The organism is Synechococcus sp. EJ6-Ellesmere, from assembly GCF_024345875.1.
Classification (GTDB): domain Bacteria; phylum Cyanobacteriota; class Cyanobacteriia; order PCC-6307; family Cyanobiaceae; genus Regnicoccus_A; species Regnicoccus_A antarcticus.
Genome location: NZ_JAGQBY010000013.1, coordinates 1 through 14,255 on the forward strand (window position 1 = coordinate 1; position 14,255 = coordinate 14,255).

Annotated in this window: 16 protein-coding genes; 1 reads left to right on the plus strand and 15 read right to left on the minus strand. The window is 69.1% G+C overall.

The annotated features are described in order from the left end of the window. From KBY78_RS02410 to KBY78_RS02480, 15 genes are all read right to left on the minus strand, one after another. Positions 1–456, minus strand: a 456-nt coding sequence (locus tag KBY78_RS02410) for a class II fructose-bisphosphate aldolase (RefSeq protein WP_255142175.1), incomplete at its 3' end; no start/stop codon positions are given. A gap of 124 nt (positions 457–580) precedes the next feature. Beyond that, positions 581–1,678 (minus strand): Gfo/Idh/MocA family protein, encoded by a 1,098-nt coding sequence (locus KBY78_RS02415; RefSeq protein WP_255142176.1) that lies wholly within the window; start codon positions 1,676–1,678, stop codon positions 581–583. A 21-nt stretch (positions 1,679–1,699) separates the two neighbouring features. Continuing rightward, positions 1,700–2,098, minus strand: coding sequence for a hypothetical protein (locus KBY78_RS02420; protein ID WP_255142177.1), 399 nt, complete (start codon positions 2,096–2,098; stop codon positions 1,700–1,702). Beyond that, a complete protein-coding gene (gene accD / locus KBY78_RS02425; RefSeq protein WP_255142178.1) occupies positions 2,095–2,985 on the minus strand; it encodes an acetyl-CoA carboxylase, carboxyltransferase subunit beta in 891 nt (296 codons plus the stop codon). The genes KBY78_RS02420 and accD overlap by 4 nt, the downstream gene beginning before the upstream one ends. Positions 2,986–3,018: 33 nt before the next feature. Next, a complete protein-coding gene (locus tag KBY78_RS02430; RefSeq protein ID WP_255142179.1) occupies positions 3,019–3,867 on the minus strand; it encodes an A24 family peptidase in 849 nt (282 codons plus the stop codon). A gap of 26 nt (positions 3,868–3,893) precedes the next feature. Continuing rightward, the gene (locus KBY78_RS02435) at positions 3,894–4,190 is read right to left on the minus strand and encodes a hypothetical protein (RefSeq protein WP_006170656.1); all 297 of its coding nucleotides are present in this window, start codon (positions 4,188–4,190) and stop codon (positions 3,894–3,896) included. 112 nt (positions 4,191–4,302) lie between these two features. Next, complete coding sequence (locus KBY78_RS02440) at positions 4,303–5,205, minus strand: phosphoribulokinase (protein ID WP_006170657.1); 903 nt, start codon at positions 5,203–5,205, stop codon at positions 4,303–4,305. 81 nt (positions 5,206–5,286) lie between these two features. Further along, positions 5,287–6,360, minus strand: a complete 1,074-nt coding sequence (gene leuB / locus KBY78_RS02445) for a 3-isopropylmalate dehydrogenase (protein WP_255142180.1) — start codon at positions 6,358–6,360, stop codon at positions 5,287–5,289. 43 nt (positions 6,361–6,403) lie between these two features. Continuing rightward, a complete protein-coding gene (gene lpxD, locus KBY78_RS02450; protein ID WP_255142181.1) occupies positions 6,404–7,432 on the minus strand; it encodes a UDP-3-O-(3-hydroxymyristoyl)glucosamine N-acyltransferase in 1,029 nt (342 codons plus the stop codon). 41 nt (positions 7,433–7,473) lie between these two features. Further along, complete coding sequence (proB, locus tag KBY78_RS02455) at positions 7,474–8,613, minus strand: glutamate 5-kinase (RefSeq protein ID WP_255142182.1); 1,140 nt, start codon at positions 8,611–8,613, stop codon at positions 7,474–7,476. Continuing rightward, on the minus strand, positions 8,610–9,068 hold the full coding sequence (locus tag KBY78_RS02460) for a YqeG family HAD IIIA-type phosphatase (RefSeq protein WP_232201843.1): 459 nt from the start codon (positions 9,066–9,068) through the stop codon (positions 8,610–8,612). The genes proB and KBY78_RS02460 overlap by 4 nt, the downstream gene beginning before the upstream one ends. Before the next feature lie 53 nt (positions 9,069–9,121). Next, a complete protein-coding gene (locus KBY78_RS02465; RefSeq protein ID WP_037979558.1) occupies positions 9,122–9,691 on the minus strand; it encodes a DUF3727 domain-containing protein in 570 nt (189 codons plus the stop codon). Between the two features lie 19 nt (positions 9,692–9,710). Next, the gene (gene ruvX / locus KBY78_RS02470; RefSeq protein WP_006170663.1) at positions 9,711–10,196 is read right to left on the minus strand and encodes a Holliday junction resolvase RuvX; all 486 of its coding nucleotides are present in this window, start codon (positions 10,194–10,196) and stop codon (positions 9,711–9,713) included. Continuing rightward, complete coding sequence (locus tag KBY78_RS02475) at positions 10,193–11,284, minus strand: hypothetical protein (protein ID WP_255142184.1); 1,092 nt, start codon at positions 11,282–11,284, stop codon at positions 10,193–10,195. Before KBY78_RS02475 ends, ruvX begins: the two co-directional genes overlap by 4 nt. Positions 11,285–11,397: 113 nt before the next feature. After that, on the minus strand, positions 11,398–12,618 hold the full coding sequence (locus tag KBY78_RS02480) for a F420-0:Gamma-glutamyl ligase (protein ID WP_255142185.1): 1,221 nt from the start codon (positions 12,616–12,618) through the stop codon (positions 11,398–11,400). Positions 12,619–12,729: 111 nt separating this feature from the next. Between KBY78_RS02480 and KBY78_RS02485 the strand changes: the two genes are divergently transcribed. Continuing rightward, positions 12,730–14,112: a PhoH family protein gene (locus KBY78_RS02485; protein ID WP_006170666.1), complete on the plus strand. Its 1,383-nt coding sequence runs from the start codon at positions 12,730–12,732 to the stop codon at positions 14,110–14,112. Positions 14,113–14,255: the final 143 nt, after the last annotated feature.

Below are 14,255 nucleotides of genomic sequence, written 5' to 3' on the forward strand. Positions count from 1 at the left end.
GCCGGTTTCCAGGGAACCGAGGCAACCCAGTTCTCCCTCGATGCTCACACTCACGGCGTGGGCCACATCCACCACTTCCTTTGTGACGGCCACATTGTAGTCGTAGCTGGCGCGCGTATTGGCGTCGGCCACGAGGGAGCCGTCCATCATCACGGAGGTGAAGCCGTTGGTGATGGCGCCAAAGCAGGTGGCGGGGCTGTTGCCGTGGTCCTGGTGCATCACCACCGGGATGTCCGGATAGGTTTCGGTGGCGGCGATGATCAGGTGACGCAGAAAGATCTCACCGGCGTACTGACGGGCGCCGCGGGAGGCCTGCAGAATCACGGGGCTGTCGGTTTCGTGCGCCGCCTCCATGATCGACTGGACCTGCTCGAGGTTGTTGACGTTGAACGCCGGGATGCCATAGCCGTTCTCAGCGGCGTGGTCGAGGAGCAGCCGAAGCGGAACGAGGGCCATGGGAAAAACCTCTGGAGGTTGGGTGGGTGGTGCGTCAGGGTCGGCCCCGGAGGACCGGATCACCGGCGTCGGGACCTTGACGCAGGCTGGGCGCGAGTCTAGTTGATCCCCTGTGATTCAGGCCTCAGCGGCCGAGGCTCTGGCGCAGGCCGCTGGCGGCGGCCTCAAGGGCCAGGTCGCAGCAGAGCTGACTGCGCTCTCCTTCGGCCAGGCCCGGCAGCATCGGCCGGCCCTCGCGCACGCTGTCGCTCCACCAGCCCTGCAGCCGCGCCACCGGGGCGATGCGGCCGTCGGCCCAGGTGCGGCCAAAGGCCAGGGCCGGATCGGGCGGCACCGGTTGGGGCGGCTCCCCCGGCCGGGCCAGCCAGAGGTGGAAGCCGTGCACATAGTCAGCCTGGTTGTCGCTGCCCAGGATCAGGCTGGCCTCGCTGCCGTGGAACTCCAGCCAGCAGCCCCGGCCCGCGCGGGTCACCGACGAGAGGCTGAGCTGGGCCGGCACCGACGCCCCGGAGGCTGATTCCAGCTCCAGTTGAAGCAGGGCCACATCGTCGGCATCCACGACTCCGAAGTGCCCCGTGCGTCCAGGCAGGGGCCGCTGGGTGATGGCGGTGGAGAGGCTTGCGCTCAGCTGGCGCACCGGCCCCACCAGCCACTCCAGGCTGTCGAAGGCATGGGTGCCGAGCGAGCCGAGCACACCGCCCCCTTGCGAGCGCTGCGAGGCCCAGCTGAACGGCCTGCTGGGATCGGCACGGCTGCTCATCAGCCAATCGAAGCGCACCAGCCAAGGCTCCCCCAGCACTCCCTGGCTCAGCAGCGCCCGCAGCTGCTGGAACACCGGCACCGCCCGGTATTCAAAATCCACCGCCACGCTCAGGCCCCGCTCGATCGACCGCCGCCTCAGCTCCCGCACCTGCGCCACTTCCAGGGCGACGGGTTTCTCCAGCAGCAGGTGCTTGCCGGCTTTCAGGGCGGCGAGGGCCAGCTCGAAGCGGGGGCCTGGCGGGGTGGCGATCACCACCGCCTCCACGGCCGGATCGGCCAGCAGCGCTGCAAAGTCGCTGTGGCCCGGCAACTCAGCGGAGCGGCAGGCGGCCTCCAGGCGTTCGGCTCTGGGGTGCCAGAGGGCCACCGGCTCGGTGCCCGGGCAGGCCCGCAGGGCGCTCAGGTGCACCTTCTCACCGAAGCCGAGGCCGGCCACGGCGACCTGGAGGGGTTGACTCATGGCAGCTCGGGGTTCAGAGGATCAACGGGACGCCAGCAGCTCGGAGCCGGCCGCGCAGGCCTGATCCAGCACTTCGCTGATCAGGTCATCTCCGCCTGTGGGCTGCCATTCGGCCTTGAAGCGGGGCAGGCCGTTCACGGACGTGTCGCGGTAGAGCTCCTGACCGCAGTCGAGCTCCATCACGTAGAGCTGGCCTTGATCCTCCGAGGCCGGCTGGAACCGGGTGAGTACCGAGAGCTCACCGCCACGGCTGAGGCGCAGGCTGCCCGTATCCCACCACTGGCGGCCGGCGGTGCTCTCGGGCACCTCCTGCCAGTTCACCGGGCCTGCGCTGGCGGGGCCGGGTCCCGCCGCCAGGGCGATCAGCAACACCGCTGCCGCCAGCACGGCGGCACACAGACACCGTTGCAGACCGTTCATGCCGCCACCGGGGCCGTGGTCGGGATGGCAGTGACGCCGTGCACACGCACCAGGCTGGCCAGGGTGCCGCGCAGGCGGGTGCGCGGCACGATCAGATCAGCGAACCCATGCTCCTGCAGGCACTCGGCGGTCAGGAAGCCTTCGGGCAGCTTTTCGCGCAGGGTCTGCTCGATCACCCGCCTGCCGGCAAAGCCGATCAGGGCCTTGGGCTCGGCCAGGATCAGGTCGCCCAGCATGGCGAAGCTGGCCGTTACCCCGCCGGTGGTGGGATGGGTGAGCAGGGGGATGTAGAGGAGTTCCTGCTGGCGGTGGCGCTGCAGGGCACCGGAGATCTTGGCCATCTGCATCAGGCTGAGCATCCCTTCCTGCATGCGGGCGCCGCCGGAGGCGCAGACGATCAGCAGGGGCTGGCGCCGTTCGGTGGCCTGCTCGATCAGCCGGGTGAGCTTCTCGCCCACCACCGAACCCATTGAACCGCCCATGAAGCGGAAATCCATCACCCCCAGCGAGAGGGGCAGGCCCTCAAGGCGGCAGTGGCCGGTGACCACCGCATCGCGCAGCCCGGTGGATTGCTGGGTGTCGCGCAGGCGGTCGGCGTAGCTGCGACGGTCCTTGAAGGCGAGGGGATCGGTGGGGGCCAGCTCGCTGTCGATGGCGCTGAAGCTGCCCTCATCAGCGATCACCCGGATGCGGGCGTCACTGTCGATGCGGTGGTGGTAAGAGCAGCCGCTGCAGACGCTGGCGTTGGCAATCAGATCCTTGCGGTACACCACAAGCCCGCATTCCGGACACTTGCTCCAGAGTCCGTCCCCGTCTTCGACCTCCTGGGTGGCGCGCACGACCGGATTGGCCTTGCGGCGATCAGCGAACCAGTCGAACAGGGACACGGGATGGGACCTGGCAACGGAGCGGCGACTCCATTAAAGGGTGGCGCCCCACCGGCTCCATTGCTGCAGCCACCAGCCCTCCCCCGCCAGCCAGACCGCCAGGCCCCCAAAGGCGAGAAAGGGGCCGAAGGGAAAGGGTTGAGCTGGCTGGAGCCTTCCGCTCAGCCGGCCGAGAAGTCCCACCACCGCACCGCTGAACACCGCCAGGGTCACCGCCAGGCCCATGCCCGTGAGCCCGAGCCAGGCCCCCAGCAGGGCGGTGAGCTTGGCGTCGCCCAGCCCCAGGGCCGGTTTGCCCATCAGCCGCTCGGCCAGGGCACTGAGCCCCTCGAAGGCGAGCAGCCCCAGACAGGCGGCGAGCAGGTGATTGAAGAGCAGGGCACGGGCGATCTCCCCTGACTGGCTGAGGCCGGCGGCGAGGGTGACCGCCAGGCCCAGCAGCAGACCCCAGCGGCAGAGGGGTTCCGGCAGCCAGAGATGGTCGCAGTCGATCAGCAGCAGCGGCAGCAGCCAGCTGATCAGCAGCCAGCCGGCGCCGATCAGCAGCCAGGAGGGAGCGTCCCCCAGAGCGGTGGGACTGGCCTGAAGGGCGGCCACCCACAGCCCGGCGCAGAGCAGTTCCACCAGGGGGTAGCGGGGGGAGATCGGGCCCCGGCAGTGACCGCAGCGGCCCCGTAGCAGCAGCCAGCCCAGCACCGGCAGGTTCTGGTGCCAGGCCAGGTGCACTCCGCAGCGGGGGCAGTGGCTGGCGGGCAGAACGACCGACTCCCGCCGTGGCAGCCTCCAGGCCACCACGTTGAGAAAGCTGCCGACGCAGGCCCCAACGAGGGCCACCAGCAGGGGCATCAGGAGGTTGGCGGCCGTGTCGGGCTGCACAGGCATGGCACTAGGGCGCGGTTGGCGTTCGCTCAGCCACGCTGGGGACTTCGGATCGTGCGGGGTCGACCAGCGCTGCGGCCGCGGATCAGTTCCAGAGGCACGAATTGCTCATGCGGCAGGAGCACCGGTGCCTCAAACACCACCCGGCCCTGGCCACCGCCGCTTTCGAGCACGATTCCGATCGGCTCCGCCCCCCCAGGGCATTGCTCCACGTAGTGGAAATAGACGCGGCGTGCCTGCTTGATGACCACGCCGCTGTTGATCTGATCCCAGCGCACCGGAGGGTTGCCGGGATTGGAGGCACCTCGGATCTCGAAAGACGGCATGGGCGCCCTTCCGGAACCGGTGGAAGCCGCCGGGGATGTGGGGTCGAATGATGGAGGTGTGGCGAAGGTAATCGGCCTCACCCATTCCGATCGGCCCCTGCAGCTTAATCGCTCAGGCGAGTTTGTTCTTATCCTCGATCATGCGGTGAATGATCGGAGTGAGGATCAGCTCCATGGCGAAGCCCATCTTGCCGCCGTTGACCACGATGCTGGTGGGGCTCGACATGAAGGAGCCGTTGATCATCCGCAGCAGATAGGAGAAATCGATGCCCCATTTTTCACGGGCTCCCTTGCGGAAGTGGATGATGACGAAGCTCTCGTCCGGGGTGGGTATGTTGCGACAGATGAACGGGTTGGAGGTGTCCACCGTGGGCACCCTCTGGAAGTTGATGTCGGTACGGCTGAACTGCGGGCAGATGTGGTTGATGTAGTCGGGCATGCGGCGCAGGATCGTGTCCACGATCGTCTCGGCCGAATAGCCCCGCTCGGCGTTGTCACGGCTGATTTTCTGGATCCACTCCAGGTTGGCGATCGGCACCACACCGATCAACAGATCGACCAGGGAGGCCACGTCGTAGCCGTCGCCCACCACGCCGCCGTGCAGGCCTTCGTAGAAGAGCAGGTCGGTCTCAGAGGGAATCGGCTCCCACGGGGTGAACTGGCCGGGCTCCAGCTGGGTGCCGAGACGCGCGTTGTGCTCGGCGGCTTCCTCCACGGAGTGGAGGTAGTAGCGCTTCTGGCCGCCACCGGTTTCGCCGTACGACTGGAACTGCTCGGCCAGCTTGTCGAACAGGTTGGCCTCGGGGCCGAAGTGGGAGAAGTTGACCCCGGAAGCCTGGGCCTGGGCCATCTGCTCCTTCATCGGGCCACGCTCGAAGCGGTGGAAGCTGTCCCCTTCGACAACCGCCGGCACGATCCCCTCCCGCTGGAAGATGTGCTCGAAGGCACGCTTGACGGTGCTGGTCCCCGCGCCCGAGGAACCGGTGACAGCTACAACCGGGTGACGCTTGGACATCGGCGCAGGGCGGGAGGATGAAGGAATCGAGTTTGGCAGGTCACCGGTCCGGCAGCACTCGGCTGCCAGCGGTGCAACTGCTCAGAGCACCGCCAGCAGCTGTTCGCCCATGGCCGAGCAGCCCAGCTGGGTGCAGCCCTCGGCCATCAGATCGCCCGTGCGGTATCCGGCGCTGAGCACCCGGTCGACGGCCGCTTCCAGCTCACTGGCCGCCGCCTCCTGCTTCAGGCCCACCCGCAGCATCATTGCGGCCGAGAGCACCATCGCCATCGGGTTGGCCAGGTCAGCCCCGGCGATGTCGGGGGCGGAGCCGTGCACCAGCTCGAACAGGCCGGGCCCTTCGGCGCCCAGCGAAGCCGAAGGCAGCATGCCGATCGAGCCGGTGAGCATCGCCGCCTCGTCGCTGAGGATGTCGCCGAAGAGGTTGCCGGTGAGCAGCACGTCGAACTGGCGAGGCGCGCGCACCAGCTGCATCGCGGCGTTGTCGACGTAGAGGTGGCTGAGCTCCACCTGGGGATATTCGGCGGCGATCACCTCCACCCGGTCGCGCCAGAGTTGGCTGACATCAAGCACGTTGGCCTTGTCGACGCTGCAGAGCCTGCCGCCACGCTCGCGCGCTAACTGGAAGGCCACCCTGGCGATCCGGTCGATCTCGTCGTCGGCGTAGACCATGGTGTTGAAAGCCCGAATCTGGCCTTCGGCCTCCACCCGCCCCTTGGGTGTGCCGAAGTAGATACCGCCGGTGAGTTCGCGCACCACCAGCAGATCCACCCCGGTGATCACCTCCGGCCGCAGGGTGCTGGCCCCGATCAGGGCCGGAATGATCTTCACCGGGCGCAGGTTGGCGAACAGGCCAAGGCCCGACCTGAGGCCCAGAAGGCCGGTTTCAGGCCGCTGCTCCCGGGGCAGGGCATCGAAGCGGGGGCTGCCGATCGCCGCCAGCAGCACGGCGTCGGCGCTGCGGCAGGCCGCCAGGGTGGTCTCCGGCAGGGGCACACCCGTGCGGTCGATGGCGTCGCCACCGATGGGCTGCTCGTCGTAGGTGAGGCTGAAGCCATGGCGCACGCTCACCGCATCGAGCAGGCGCCGCGCCACGGCCGTGATCTCCGGTCCGATGCCGTCGCCGGGGAGCAGGGTGATGCGGTAGCTGGTCATTGGCTGCAGGCCCGCGGAGGTGAAGAATGCGCTGGGCGCGAGGCTACTTCTGCAGCTGGCGCAGGGTCTTCGCCATCTCCGGCAACTTGTTGAAAGCTGCGGAGCAGCGCAGCCACAAGCGGTTGGGGATGGCCGGGTAGCCGCTCACCACCTCGCCGGCGGCCACCTCCCCGTGGATCCCCGACTTGGAGGAGGCGATGGCGCGATCACCGATCCTGGCCCGGTTGGCCACGCCCACCTGCCCCGCCAGGATCACCCCATCGCCGAGGGTGGCGCCGCCGGCGATGCCCACCTGGGAGGCCAGGGCACAGCCGCGGCCGGTGACCACCCCATGGCCAATCTGAACCAGGTTGTCGATCTTGGTGCCGGCGCCGATGCGGGTTTCCCCCACCGAGGGGCGATCGATGGTGGTGCCGCAGCCCACTTCCACCCCCTCCTCCAGCACCACCAGCCCGGTCTGAGGCATCTTGCGCCAGCCGCTGGCAGTGGGCACGAAGCCGAACCCCTCCGAGCCCACCACCGCCGTGGAGTGGACCACACAGCCGCGGGCCAGGCGGCTGCCGGGGTGCAGCACCGCATTGGCGTGGATCTCGCAGCCCTCGGCCAGCTGCACGTCGTCGTAGAGGACGGCACCGGCGTGGAGGGTGCAGTCATCGCCGATCACGCTGCCCTCACCCACCCCCACATGGGCACCGATGTGCACTCCCCGCCCCAGGCTTGCCCCCGGGGCGACCACGGCGCTGGGGGGGATGCCCGGCGGCAGGCGGCGGGGGGGATGCAGGGCCTCGAGGGCCTCGGCGAAGGCCAGCCGCGGGTTCTTCAGGGCCACCCAGGCGATGCCCCGGGCACTGGCGAGCTCCTGCAGCGCGGCATCGGCCGGCAGGAGCAGCGCGCCTGCCGCGCAGGTTTCGAGAGCTGCCGCCAGGCTGTGGCCGGGCTCGAGAAAGGCCAGCTCCGCCGCGCCAGCCCGGTCGACGGCCGCCGCTGTGATCAGCTCAGGATCAGTGGCCAGGTCTCTCGGGCTGGCCTCGCTCAGCTCGCTCAGGTGCGTGAGCAAGGTGCTGAAGCGCATTGCTGGGATCGCGGCCGGCGGGCGGATCGTAGGGCGGCCCCTCAGCCCGGGACTGCCGCCGGCGCGGTGAGCACCAGGTGGTCGCGGTGGACCACGGCATCGCCAGCGCCGTGCTCCAGGGTGCTCTCGGCCGCCTGGCTGCTCAGCCCCAGCACCTGGGCCACCTCAGCGCTGCTGAGGGCAGAGAGGCCGCGGCCGATCTCCCGCCCTTCCAGAGAAAGAAGCCGTACGGCATCCCGGCGTTCGAACTCCCCGTTGACGGCGCGGATGCCGACCGCCAGCAGGGAGGCCCCCCGCTCGATCAGGGCCCGCTCGGCGCCGGGGTCGATCAGCAGCTCCCCCTTGGGCAGCAGGGCATGGGCCAGCCAGCCCTTGCGGTCGGGCAGGGGGCTGGGGCTGGGCCGGAAGAGGGTGCCGAGGCGCTCGCCGGCCAGCAGGGCTTCGAGCACCGCTGGATCGCGGCCATCGGCCAGGCGCACGGCAATCCCGCTGGAGGTGGCGATGCGGGCGGCGGCCAGCTTGGTGGTCATGCCGCCGGTTCCCCATCGCCCGCCGCCCTGGGCCACGCCGCTGAGGCGCTCCAGCTCCAGCAGATCGCGCACTTCCTCGATCGGCTGGGCAGTGGCATCGCTGCGGGGATCGCCCGAATAGAGCCGATCCACATCGGTGAGCAGCACCAGCTCATCGGCGCCGATCGCCACCGCCACCAGGGCCGAGAGGGTGTCGTTGTCGCCGAAACGCAGTTCGTCGGTGGCGAGGGTGTCGTTCTCGTTGACCACGGGCACCACGCCCCAGCTGAGCAGCTGCTCCAGGGTGCGGCAGGCATTCTGGTAGCGGCGGCGGGAGGCCAGGTCGCCGCGGGTGAGCAGCACCTGGGCCACGGAAGTGTCGTGCTGGGCGAAGGCCGTTTCGTAGAGACGCATCAGCCGGCCCTGGCCCACGGCGGCGGCGGCCTGAAGGGCCACCACCTCCTCGGGGCGCTGCCCAAACCCAAGGGCATGGCAGCCCAGGCCCACCGCACCGCTGGTGACCAGGGCGATGGCCTCCCCCAGCTGGCGCCGCCGGCTGAGGCTGGCGGCCAGGCCGGCGATCACCGCTTCGGTGTCGCGCTGGGCGGTGCCGCGCAGCAGGCTGGTGCCCACCTTGATCACGCGGCGTGTCGGGGGGGTAGGCGGCGTCATCGGTTCCACTCGGTGCCCACCAGCCGCGCCAGTCGCACCTCCAGGCGCTGCAGGCGATCCTGCTGGCAGGGTCGACCCTCCGGACCGACGGGCTTCACCAGCACGGTGAACAGACCGAGGCGGTTGCCCACAAGCACATCAGTGAAGAGGCGATCACCGGCCAGGGCCACCTGCTCGGGAGGGAGGTCGAGGTCGGCCAGCACCCGGCGCAGGGCGCTGCGGCGGGGTTTGCCCGCCGAGGTGGTGAAGGGCAGATCAAGCTGCCGGGCCACCGAGCCGATCCGACGCCTGGAGGGGTTGTTGCTGAAAAGGTGCAGCCGCAGGCGATCCTTGGCCTGCCGCAGCCACGCCTCCATCAGCGGGGGCATCTCAGCCTGGCGGCGGGGAAGCAGGGTGCGGTCCACGTCCAGCACCAGGGCACGGATACCACGATCGAGCAGGCTCTCCAGGGGCATCTGGGCCAGGGTGGTGCTCAGCACCCAGTCAGGGCGCAACAGCTGCTGGAGTCTCACCCAACGCTCTCCCGGTCCTCGAGCTCGGCCTCGATGCGCGGCTGCACCCGCTCGAATTCCTCCCCTTCCACGAGCACCGCTTCGTTGTTCTGCATCCGGGCCACCACGAAGAAGGGATCGAGGGGGATGTAAAGGCCGTATTCCTGGTCTTCGGCGCGGAACTGGATCAACATCTCGTAGAGGTCGGTCTCCTCGTCGCCATCACCATCTCCCTGGAGATCGTCCTCGAGGTCATCGGGGTCCGGTTCCTCCAGTTCACCGCTCACGGTGAGGGTCACCGCCGAGCGCACCAGGGTCAGGTCGTGCTCCTGCAGCACCACGTCGGCCACGGTGAGGATCGATTCGGCGGCATCGACCTCCTCGACCACCTCGTCTTCCTCGTCGTCGCCCTCGGCGATGCGCACCAGGCAGACCGGGGTGTCCACAGGCGTGAGCAGGGCGTAGTCGTGGCCATCGAGGGGGATCAGTTGCTCGAGAAAGCAGAGCAGCTGGCGGTTCTGGCCATCACGAACGAGCACCGTGGGCACGTCACCGGATCCAGTGATCGACGGTCCTTCGGCACTCATGGGGAATCAGCAGGTCCCATCAGAATGTCTCAGCGCCGGCCGGCCGGTCGAGCCTCGGTGTCGCTGGGCTGACCGGAAGGGCTTCGGGGCCTTCCCGCAGCCACTGCTCCAGCAGCAGGGCCGCCGCGGCGCTGTCGAGCTGGCCGCTGCGGTCCCCGTGCAGCCCGCGGCGCTCGCCCGCCTCCCAGCTGCTGCCGTGTTCATCCACCCAGGCCAGGGGCAGCTCCAGGGCCTGGGCCAGGCGCTGGCCGTAGCGGCGGCAGTGCCTGGCCTGCACGGTGGGCTGCTGACTGGCATCGAGGGGCAGGCCCACCACCAGGGCCTGCACGCGGCGCTGGGCCACCAGGGGGCGCAGCCGCTCGAGATCGGCGGGGAACGCTCCCCGGGCCAGTGGGGCCAGGGGGGTGACGGTCAGGCCGAGCGGGTCGCAGCCGGCCAGACCAATCCGCCGCCGGCCCACATCGAGGGCCAGAACTGAGCGGGGCGGCGGCGGCTGGCGGCTCAACGGCCGCTGCCCGGGGCCTGGGGACAGCCGAGGGCCTGGGGGCCGTGGTGGCCGCCCGCTCCCCGCTGCAGCGGGGTGGGAACGGGGCGGCGGCGGGGCTTGAAGGGGTCAAGCACGGTGTCGAGCCGCCAGGACTGGCGGCTGAGCACGCGCGAATCCTGCCGCCGCCAGACACTGCGGGCCATCAACAGCTCCTCCCCCTCAGCGACCGCGCCGAGGTCGCTGAGCCAGCCTTCGCGTTCATGGTAGTCAGTGTCGCTGCGCAGGCGCAGGGGTGAGACTCCACCAGCCTGATGCCTCACCAGCCTCGCCAGAGCGGGGCCATGCAGATGGGACCAACCGGGGTGCAGGGTCACTTCCAGCTCCGCTGGACCCAGGCGGTGGTTGCGCAGCCGGCGCACCGCCGCCACCGCCTGCTGGCGGCTGGTGTCCACCCAGAGCAGCCCCCGCCCGTCGCTCTGATCGAGCACGTCCTCGATACGGCGATCCAGCAACTGACGCAACTGGGCCGGGCAGGTGGCCTGCTCCAGGTGCCAGAGCAGAGGGGCGCTGCGTCGGTTGAGAGGGCGCAGCTGCAGGTCGATGCCGGCCGGCACGGCAGCCGGCTGGCTGGTGCCGGCTTCGGCCGGATCCGGCTCCCAGTACCAGAGGGTTTCCTGGAGCAGCGGCTGGAACCCCTGCTCCCGCAGCAGGGCCAAACGGTCCTGGTGAGCGGCGGGGACCCTGGTGATCCAGCTGGAGGCCCCAGGGCAGCGGTGGAGGGCCTCGCGCAGCAGGGCTCCCTCCACCTGCCTGGCGGTGGGAGATCCCGGTTCGCTCAGGGCTCCGCGGCAGAGACGCAACTCCTCCACCCCCCAGCAACTGCCGCTGCGGTTGAGCCGTCGCACCACGCTCAGGCCCAGCAGGCGATCACCGCCGCTGTGAGCCACCAGCACTTCAGGGGCCAGAGGGGGGCGCCGCACGAGGGTGTTCAGCAGCCGCTCAGGGGTCTGCAGCAACAGCGCTTTCTGCAGCAGGGGTTGCAGATCGATGACGGCGGCGTCCTGCAGGTGCGGCAGCATCCAACCCTGCAGGGGGGAGACCTGCACGTCCCCAGGGCCGGCGAGTGAATCACCTCCCGGGGAACGGGTTGGAGTGGGGTGACGCACGGAAGAACCGCTGATGATCAACTGTATCGGGGCGAGACAGGGACCTTGAGGCTTCAGGCGGGTCGGACCAGCACAAGGGGTGTGCGTTCGTTGGCGTTGCCGGCCGGGTTGGGACGCAGGGCACGCCTGAGCAGGTCTTCGTCGCAGCCGGCGCTGGAGGCGAGCACCTTGACCCGCCCGAGATCGTTGACATCAACCACCGCCACCGGCACCCCAAGAGCCTGGGCAAGCTCCTGACAGCAGCGTTCGGGCTGATCGGGACCAAGCACGATCGTCTTGTCGTAGGGAGGGGTGGTGCCGGTGATGTCGTCGATCAGCCGGGCCTGCTCACCGGCGAGGCGGTAGAAGCCGCCTTTGCTGCCCACCAGCTTCATCAGGCTGCCGGCCAGCCAGGCGCAGAGCACCCGCGCCGGCCCCACGGTGTCGATCAGGCTCTGCAGGCCGCAGGCTGTGGCCAGGCTGCTGGTGGGATGAAAGACGCGGCAGAGCAGCCGGGCCAGGCAGGAGGGCTCCACCATGGACGGGTGCTGGTAACGCCCCTGGATCACCGCCAGGGGCGTTTCGCCGATGGTGAGGATGTCGCCTGGACGCAGCACCGGCCCGGCATAGCGGCTCAATACCTCGGCGGGATCATCGAGCACCCCCAGCAGGTGGGTGGGTACCGGCAGCACCTGGCAGCCGTCGCCGTCGCGCCAGGCAGCAGTGGCCGGATCGAGTGGTTCGGGATGTCGCACCGGCACCAGGAAGCCCTGGCGCCGCTCCAGGCGACCGAACGGTCCGTAATTGACCCAGATCACCTCCAGCCAGAGGGTGTCGAGCAGGTCCTCCAGGATGGTGTGGCGCTCCTCAGGGCTTGGCCCGGTCGCGCCGCCGGGCAGGCTGATGCTCACGCTGGCCCTGAGCTGGGTGCTCTTGTGCCCTTTGACGATGTAGGCCGCCCAGTAGCCATCGGGCCGGCTCGGCTCGTCGGGGTGGTCGGCGACGATCCTGGTGCTCACCCTCAGGCGGGAGAGATCCTGGCGGCCGAGCACGGTGGGTCTCAACTGCAGCTCGGGCACCATCACCTCCATGCGGGCATGGGGATTGGCGATGCGGAAGCTGCCCTCCAGCGTCACGGCGCCCTTGTTGGTCCAGCGGGTGGTCCAGGGTCCCGAACTCAGGCGCAGGGGTGAGGCCGGCCGCAGGCGGTGGCGTAACTCCAGCCAGAGCAGGGTGAGGCCGAAGAGCAGCGCCAGAAGCAGCAGCGCGCAGAGCAAGGGAGGCAGGGACGGCAAGGGGCAGGGGCGCCGGGTCTGCGGGAGCGTAGATCGTGTCTGGGGCTAGGCGCTGGCGGGGTGGACACCGCTGCGGCCTAGGTTCAACGGCTGGCCATTGCGGCGCGGGTGATGAAGAAGACCTTCGTTCTCGACACGAACGTGCTGCTGCACGATCCCCTGGCGATCACCCGCTTCGAAGACAACACGGTGGTGATCCCGATCGAGGTGGTCGAGGAGATCGACCGCTTCAAGCGTGATTCCTCCGAGAGGGGCCGCAATGCCCGCCAGACCTCCCGCCTGCTCGATGAGCTGCGCGGCAAGGGCAACCTCTCCGAGGGGGTGGAGATCAATGCGGAGCACCACGGCCTGCTCAAGGTGGTGTTCTGCCGCAACGAAACTCTCGCCCAGCTGCCGCCTGAGCTGAAATCCGGCAATGGCGATAACAACATCCTGGCGGTGGCGCTGGAGCAGCGCCTCCAGGACGTGATGGGCAACCAGCCCCCCGTGGTGCTGGTCACCAAGGACACCAACCTGCGCATCAAGGCCGATGCGGTGGGTCTCATCGCCCAGGACTACAGCACCGACAAGGTGGCGATCGCCGACCTCTACCCGGGCTTCAGCGAGTGGGTGGTGACGGCAGAGCAGATCGACCAGCTGCACCAGCAGGGATCCGTGGCCCTGGACCAGCTGCCGCCGCGGTTGCCGCCCCAGCCGCCGCTGCTGCCCAACGAAGGGGTGACCCTGGTGGATGCCCTGCAACCCCAGCACACCCTGCTGGCGCGGGCGGACGCGGAGGCCAGGGGTTTGCGGACCCTGCAGAAGGTGACCCGGATCAAGCTGGGACGGGTGAGCCCCCGCAACCGGGAGCAGACCTTCGCCCTTGATCTGCTGCTGGATCCGGCCATCAGTCTGGTGACCCTGGTGGGCAAGGCCGGCACCGGCAAGACCCTGCTGGCCCTGGCCGCCGGGCTGCATCAGGTGGCCGATGATCACCTCTACGACCGCCTGCTGGTGACCCGGCCGGTGATTCCCCTGGGCAAGGACATCGGCTTCCTTCCCGGCGATTTTCAGGAGAAGATGGGTCCCTGGATGCAGCCCATCATCGACAACCTCGACTACCTGCTCGGTGGTGAAGAAACGTCCCAAGGCAGCATGCGCTCCAGCCGAGGTCCGCGCAGCAACTGGTCGGACCTCAAGGGCATGGGCCTGCTGGAGGTGGAGGCGATCACCTACATCCGCGGGCGCTCGATCCCGCGCCAGTACATGGTGGTGGATGAGGCCCAGAACCTCACGCCCCATGAGGTGAAGACGATCGTCACCCGGGTTGGAGAGGGGACCAAGATCGTGCTCACCGGCGATCCTTATCAGATCGACAATCCCTATGTGGACGCCGACAGCAACGGCCTCACCTGGCTGGTGGAACGCTTCAAGGGTCAGCGGCTGGCGGGCCACGTCACCCTGCTCAAGGGTGAGCGTTCCCCTCTGGCGGAGCTGGCGGCGAACCTGCTGTAGCAGCTTCAACGATTCATCACGGGGACTCATCAAGGCCACAGGGCGTTGACAGCCTTGCGGCATCGGGGCGCGCCACACCCAGCGTCACTGCCCTTCGTTAACGGCACAGGAACATGAGCAATCAAACCAGGAAACACCGCTCC

What these genes read in the sequence shown, in the direction of transcription:
- proB (WP_255142182.1), bottom strand. Translation starts at nt 8,613, where the DNA reads ATGACGCCGCCTACCCCCCCGACACGCCGCGTGATCAAGGTGGGCACC.
- KBY78_RS02460 (WP_232201843.1), bottom strand. Translation starts at nt 9,068, where the DNA reads ATGCCCCTGGAGAGCCTGCTCGATCGTGGTATCCGTGCCCTGGTGCTG.
- lpxD (WP_255142181.1), bottom strand. Translation starts at nt 7,432, where the DNA reads ATGCGCTTCAGCACCTTGCTCACGCACCTGAGCGAGCTGAGCGAGGCC.
- KBY78_RS02420 (WP_255142177.1), bottom strand. Translation starts at nt 2,098, where the DNA reads ATGAACGGTCTGCAACGGTGTCTGTGTGCCGCCGTGCTGGCGGCAGCG.
- KBY78_RS02415 (WP_255142176.1), bottom strand. Translation starts at nt 1,678, where the DNA reads ATGAGTCAACCCCTCCAGGTCGCCGTGGCCGGCCTCGGCTTCGGTGAG.
- leuB (WP_255142180.1), bottom strand. Translation starts at nt 6,360, where the DNA reads ATGACCAGCTACCGCATCACCCTGCTCCCCGGCGACGGCATCGGACCG.
- KBY78_RS02435 (WP_006170656.1), bottom strand. Translation starts at nt 4,190, where the DNA reads ATGCCGTCTTTCGAGATCCGAGGTGCCTCCAATCCCGGCAACCCTCCG.
- KBY78_RS02465 (WP_037979558.1), bottom strand. Translation starts at nt 9,691, where the DNA reads ATGAGTGCCGAAGGACCGTCGATCACTGGATCCGGTGACGTGCCCACG.
- KBY78_RS02430 (WP_255142179.1), bottom strand. Translation starts at nt 3,867, where the DNA reads ATGCCTGTGCAGCCCGACACGGCCGCCAACCTCCTGATGCCCCTGCTG.
- KBY78_RS02440 (WP_006170657.1), bottom strand. Translation starts at nt 5,205, where the DNA reads ATGTCCAAGCGTCACCCGGTTGTAGCTGTCACCGGTTCCTCGGGCGCG.
- KBY78_RS02485 (WP_006170666.1), top strand. Translation starts at nt 12,730, where the DNA reads ATGAAGAAGACCTTCGTTCTCGACACGAACGTGCTGCTGCACGATCCC.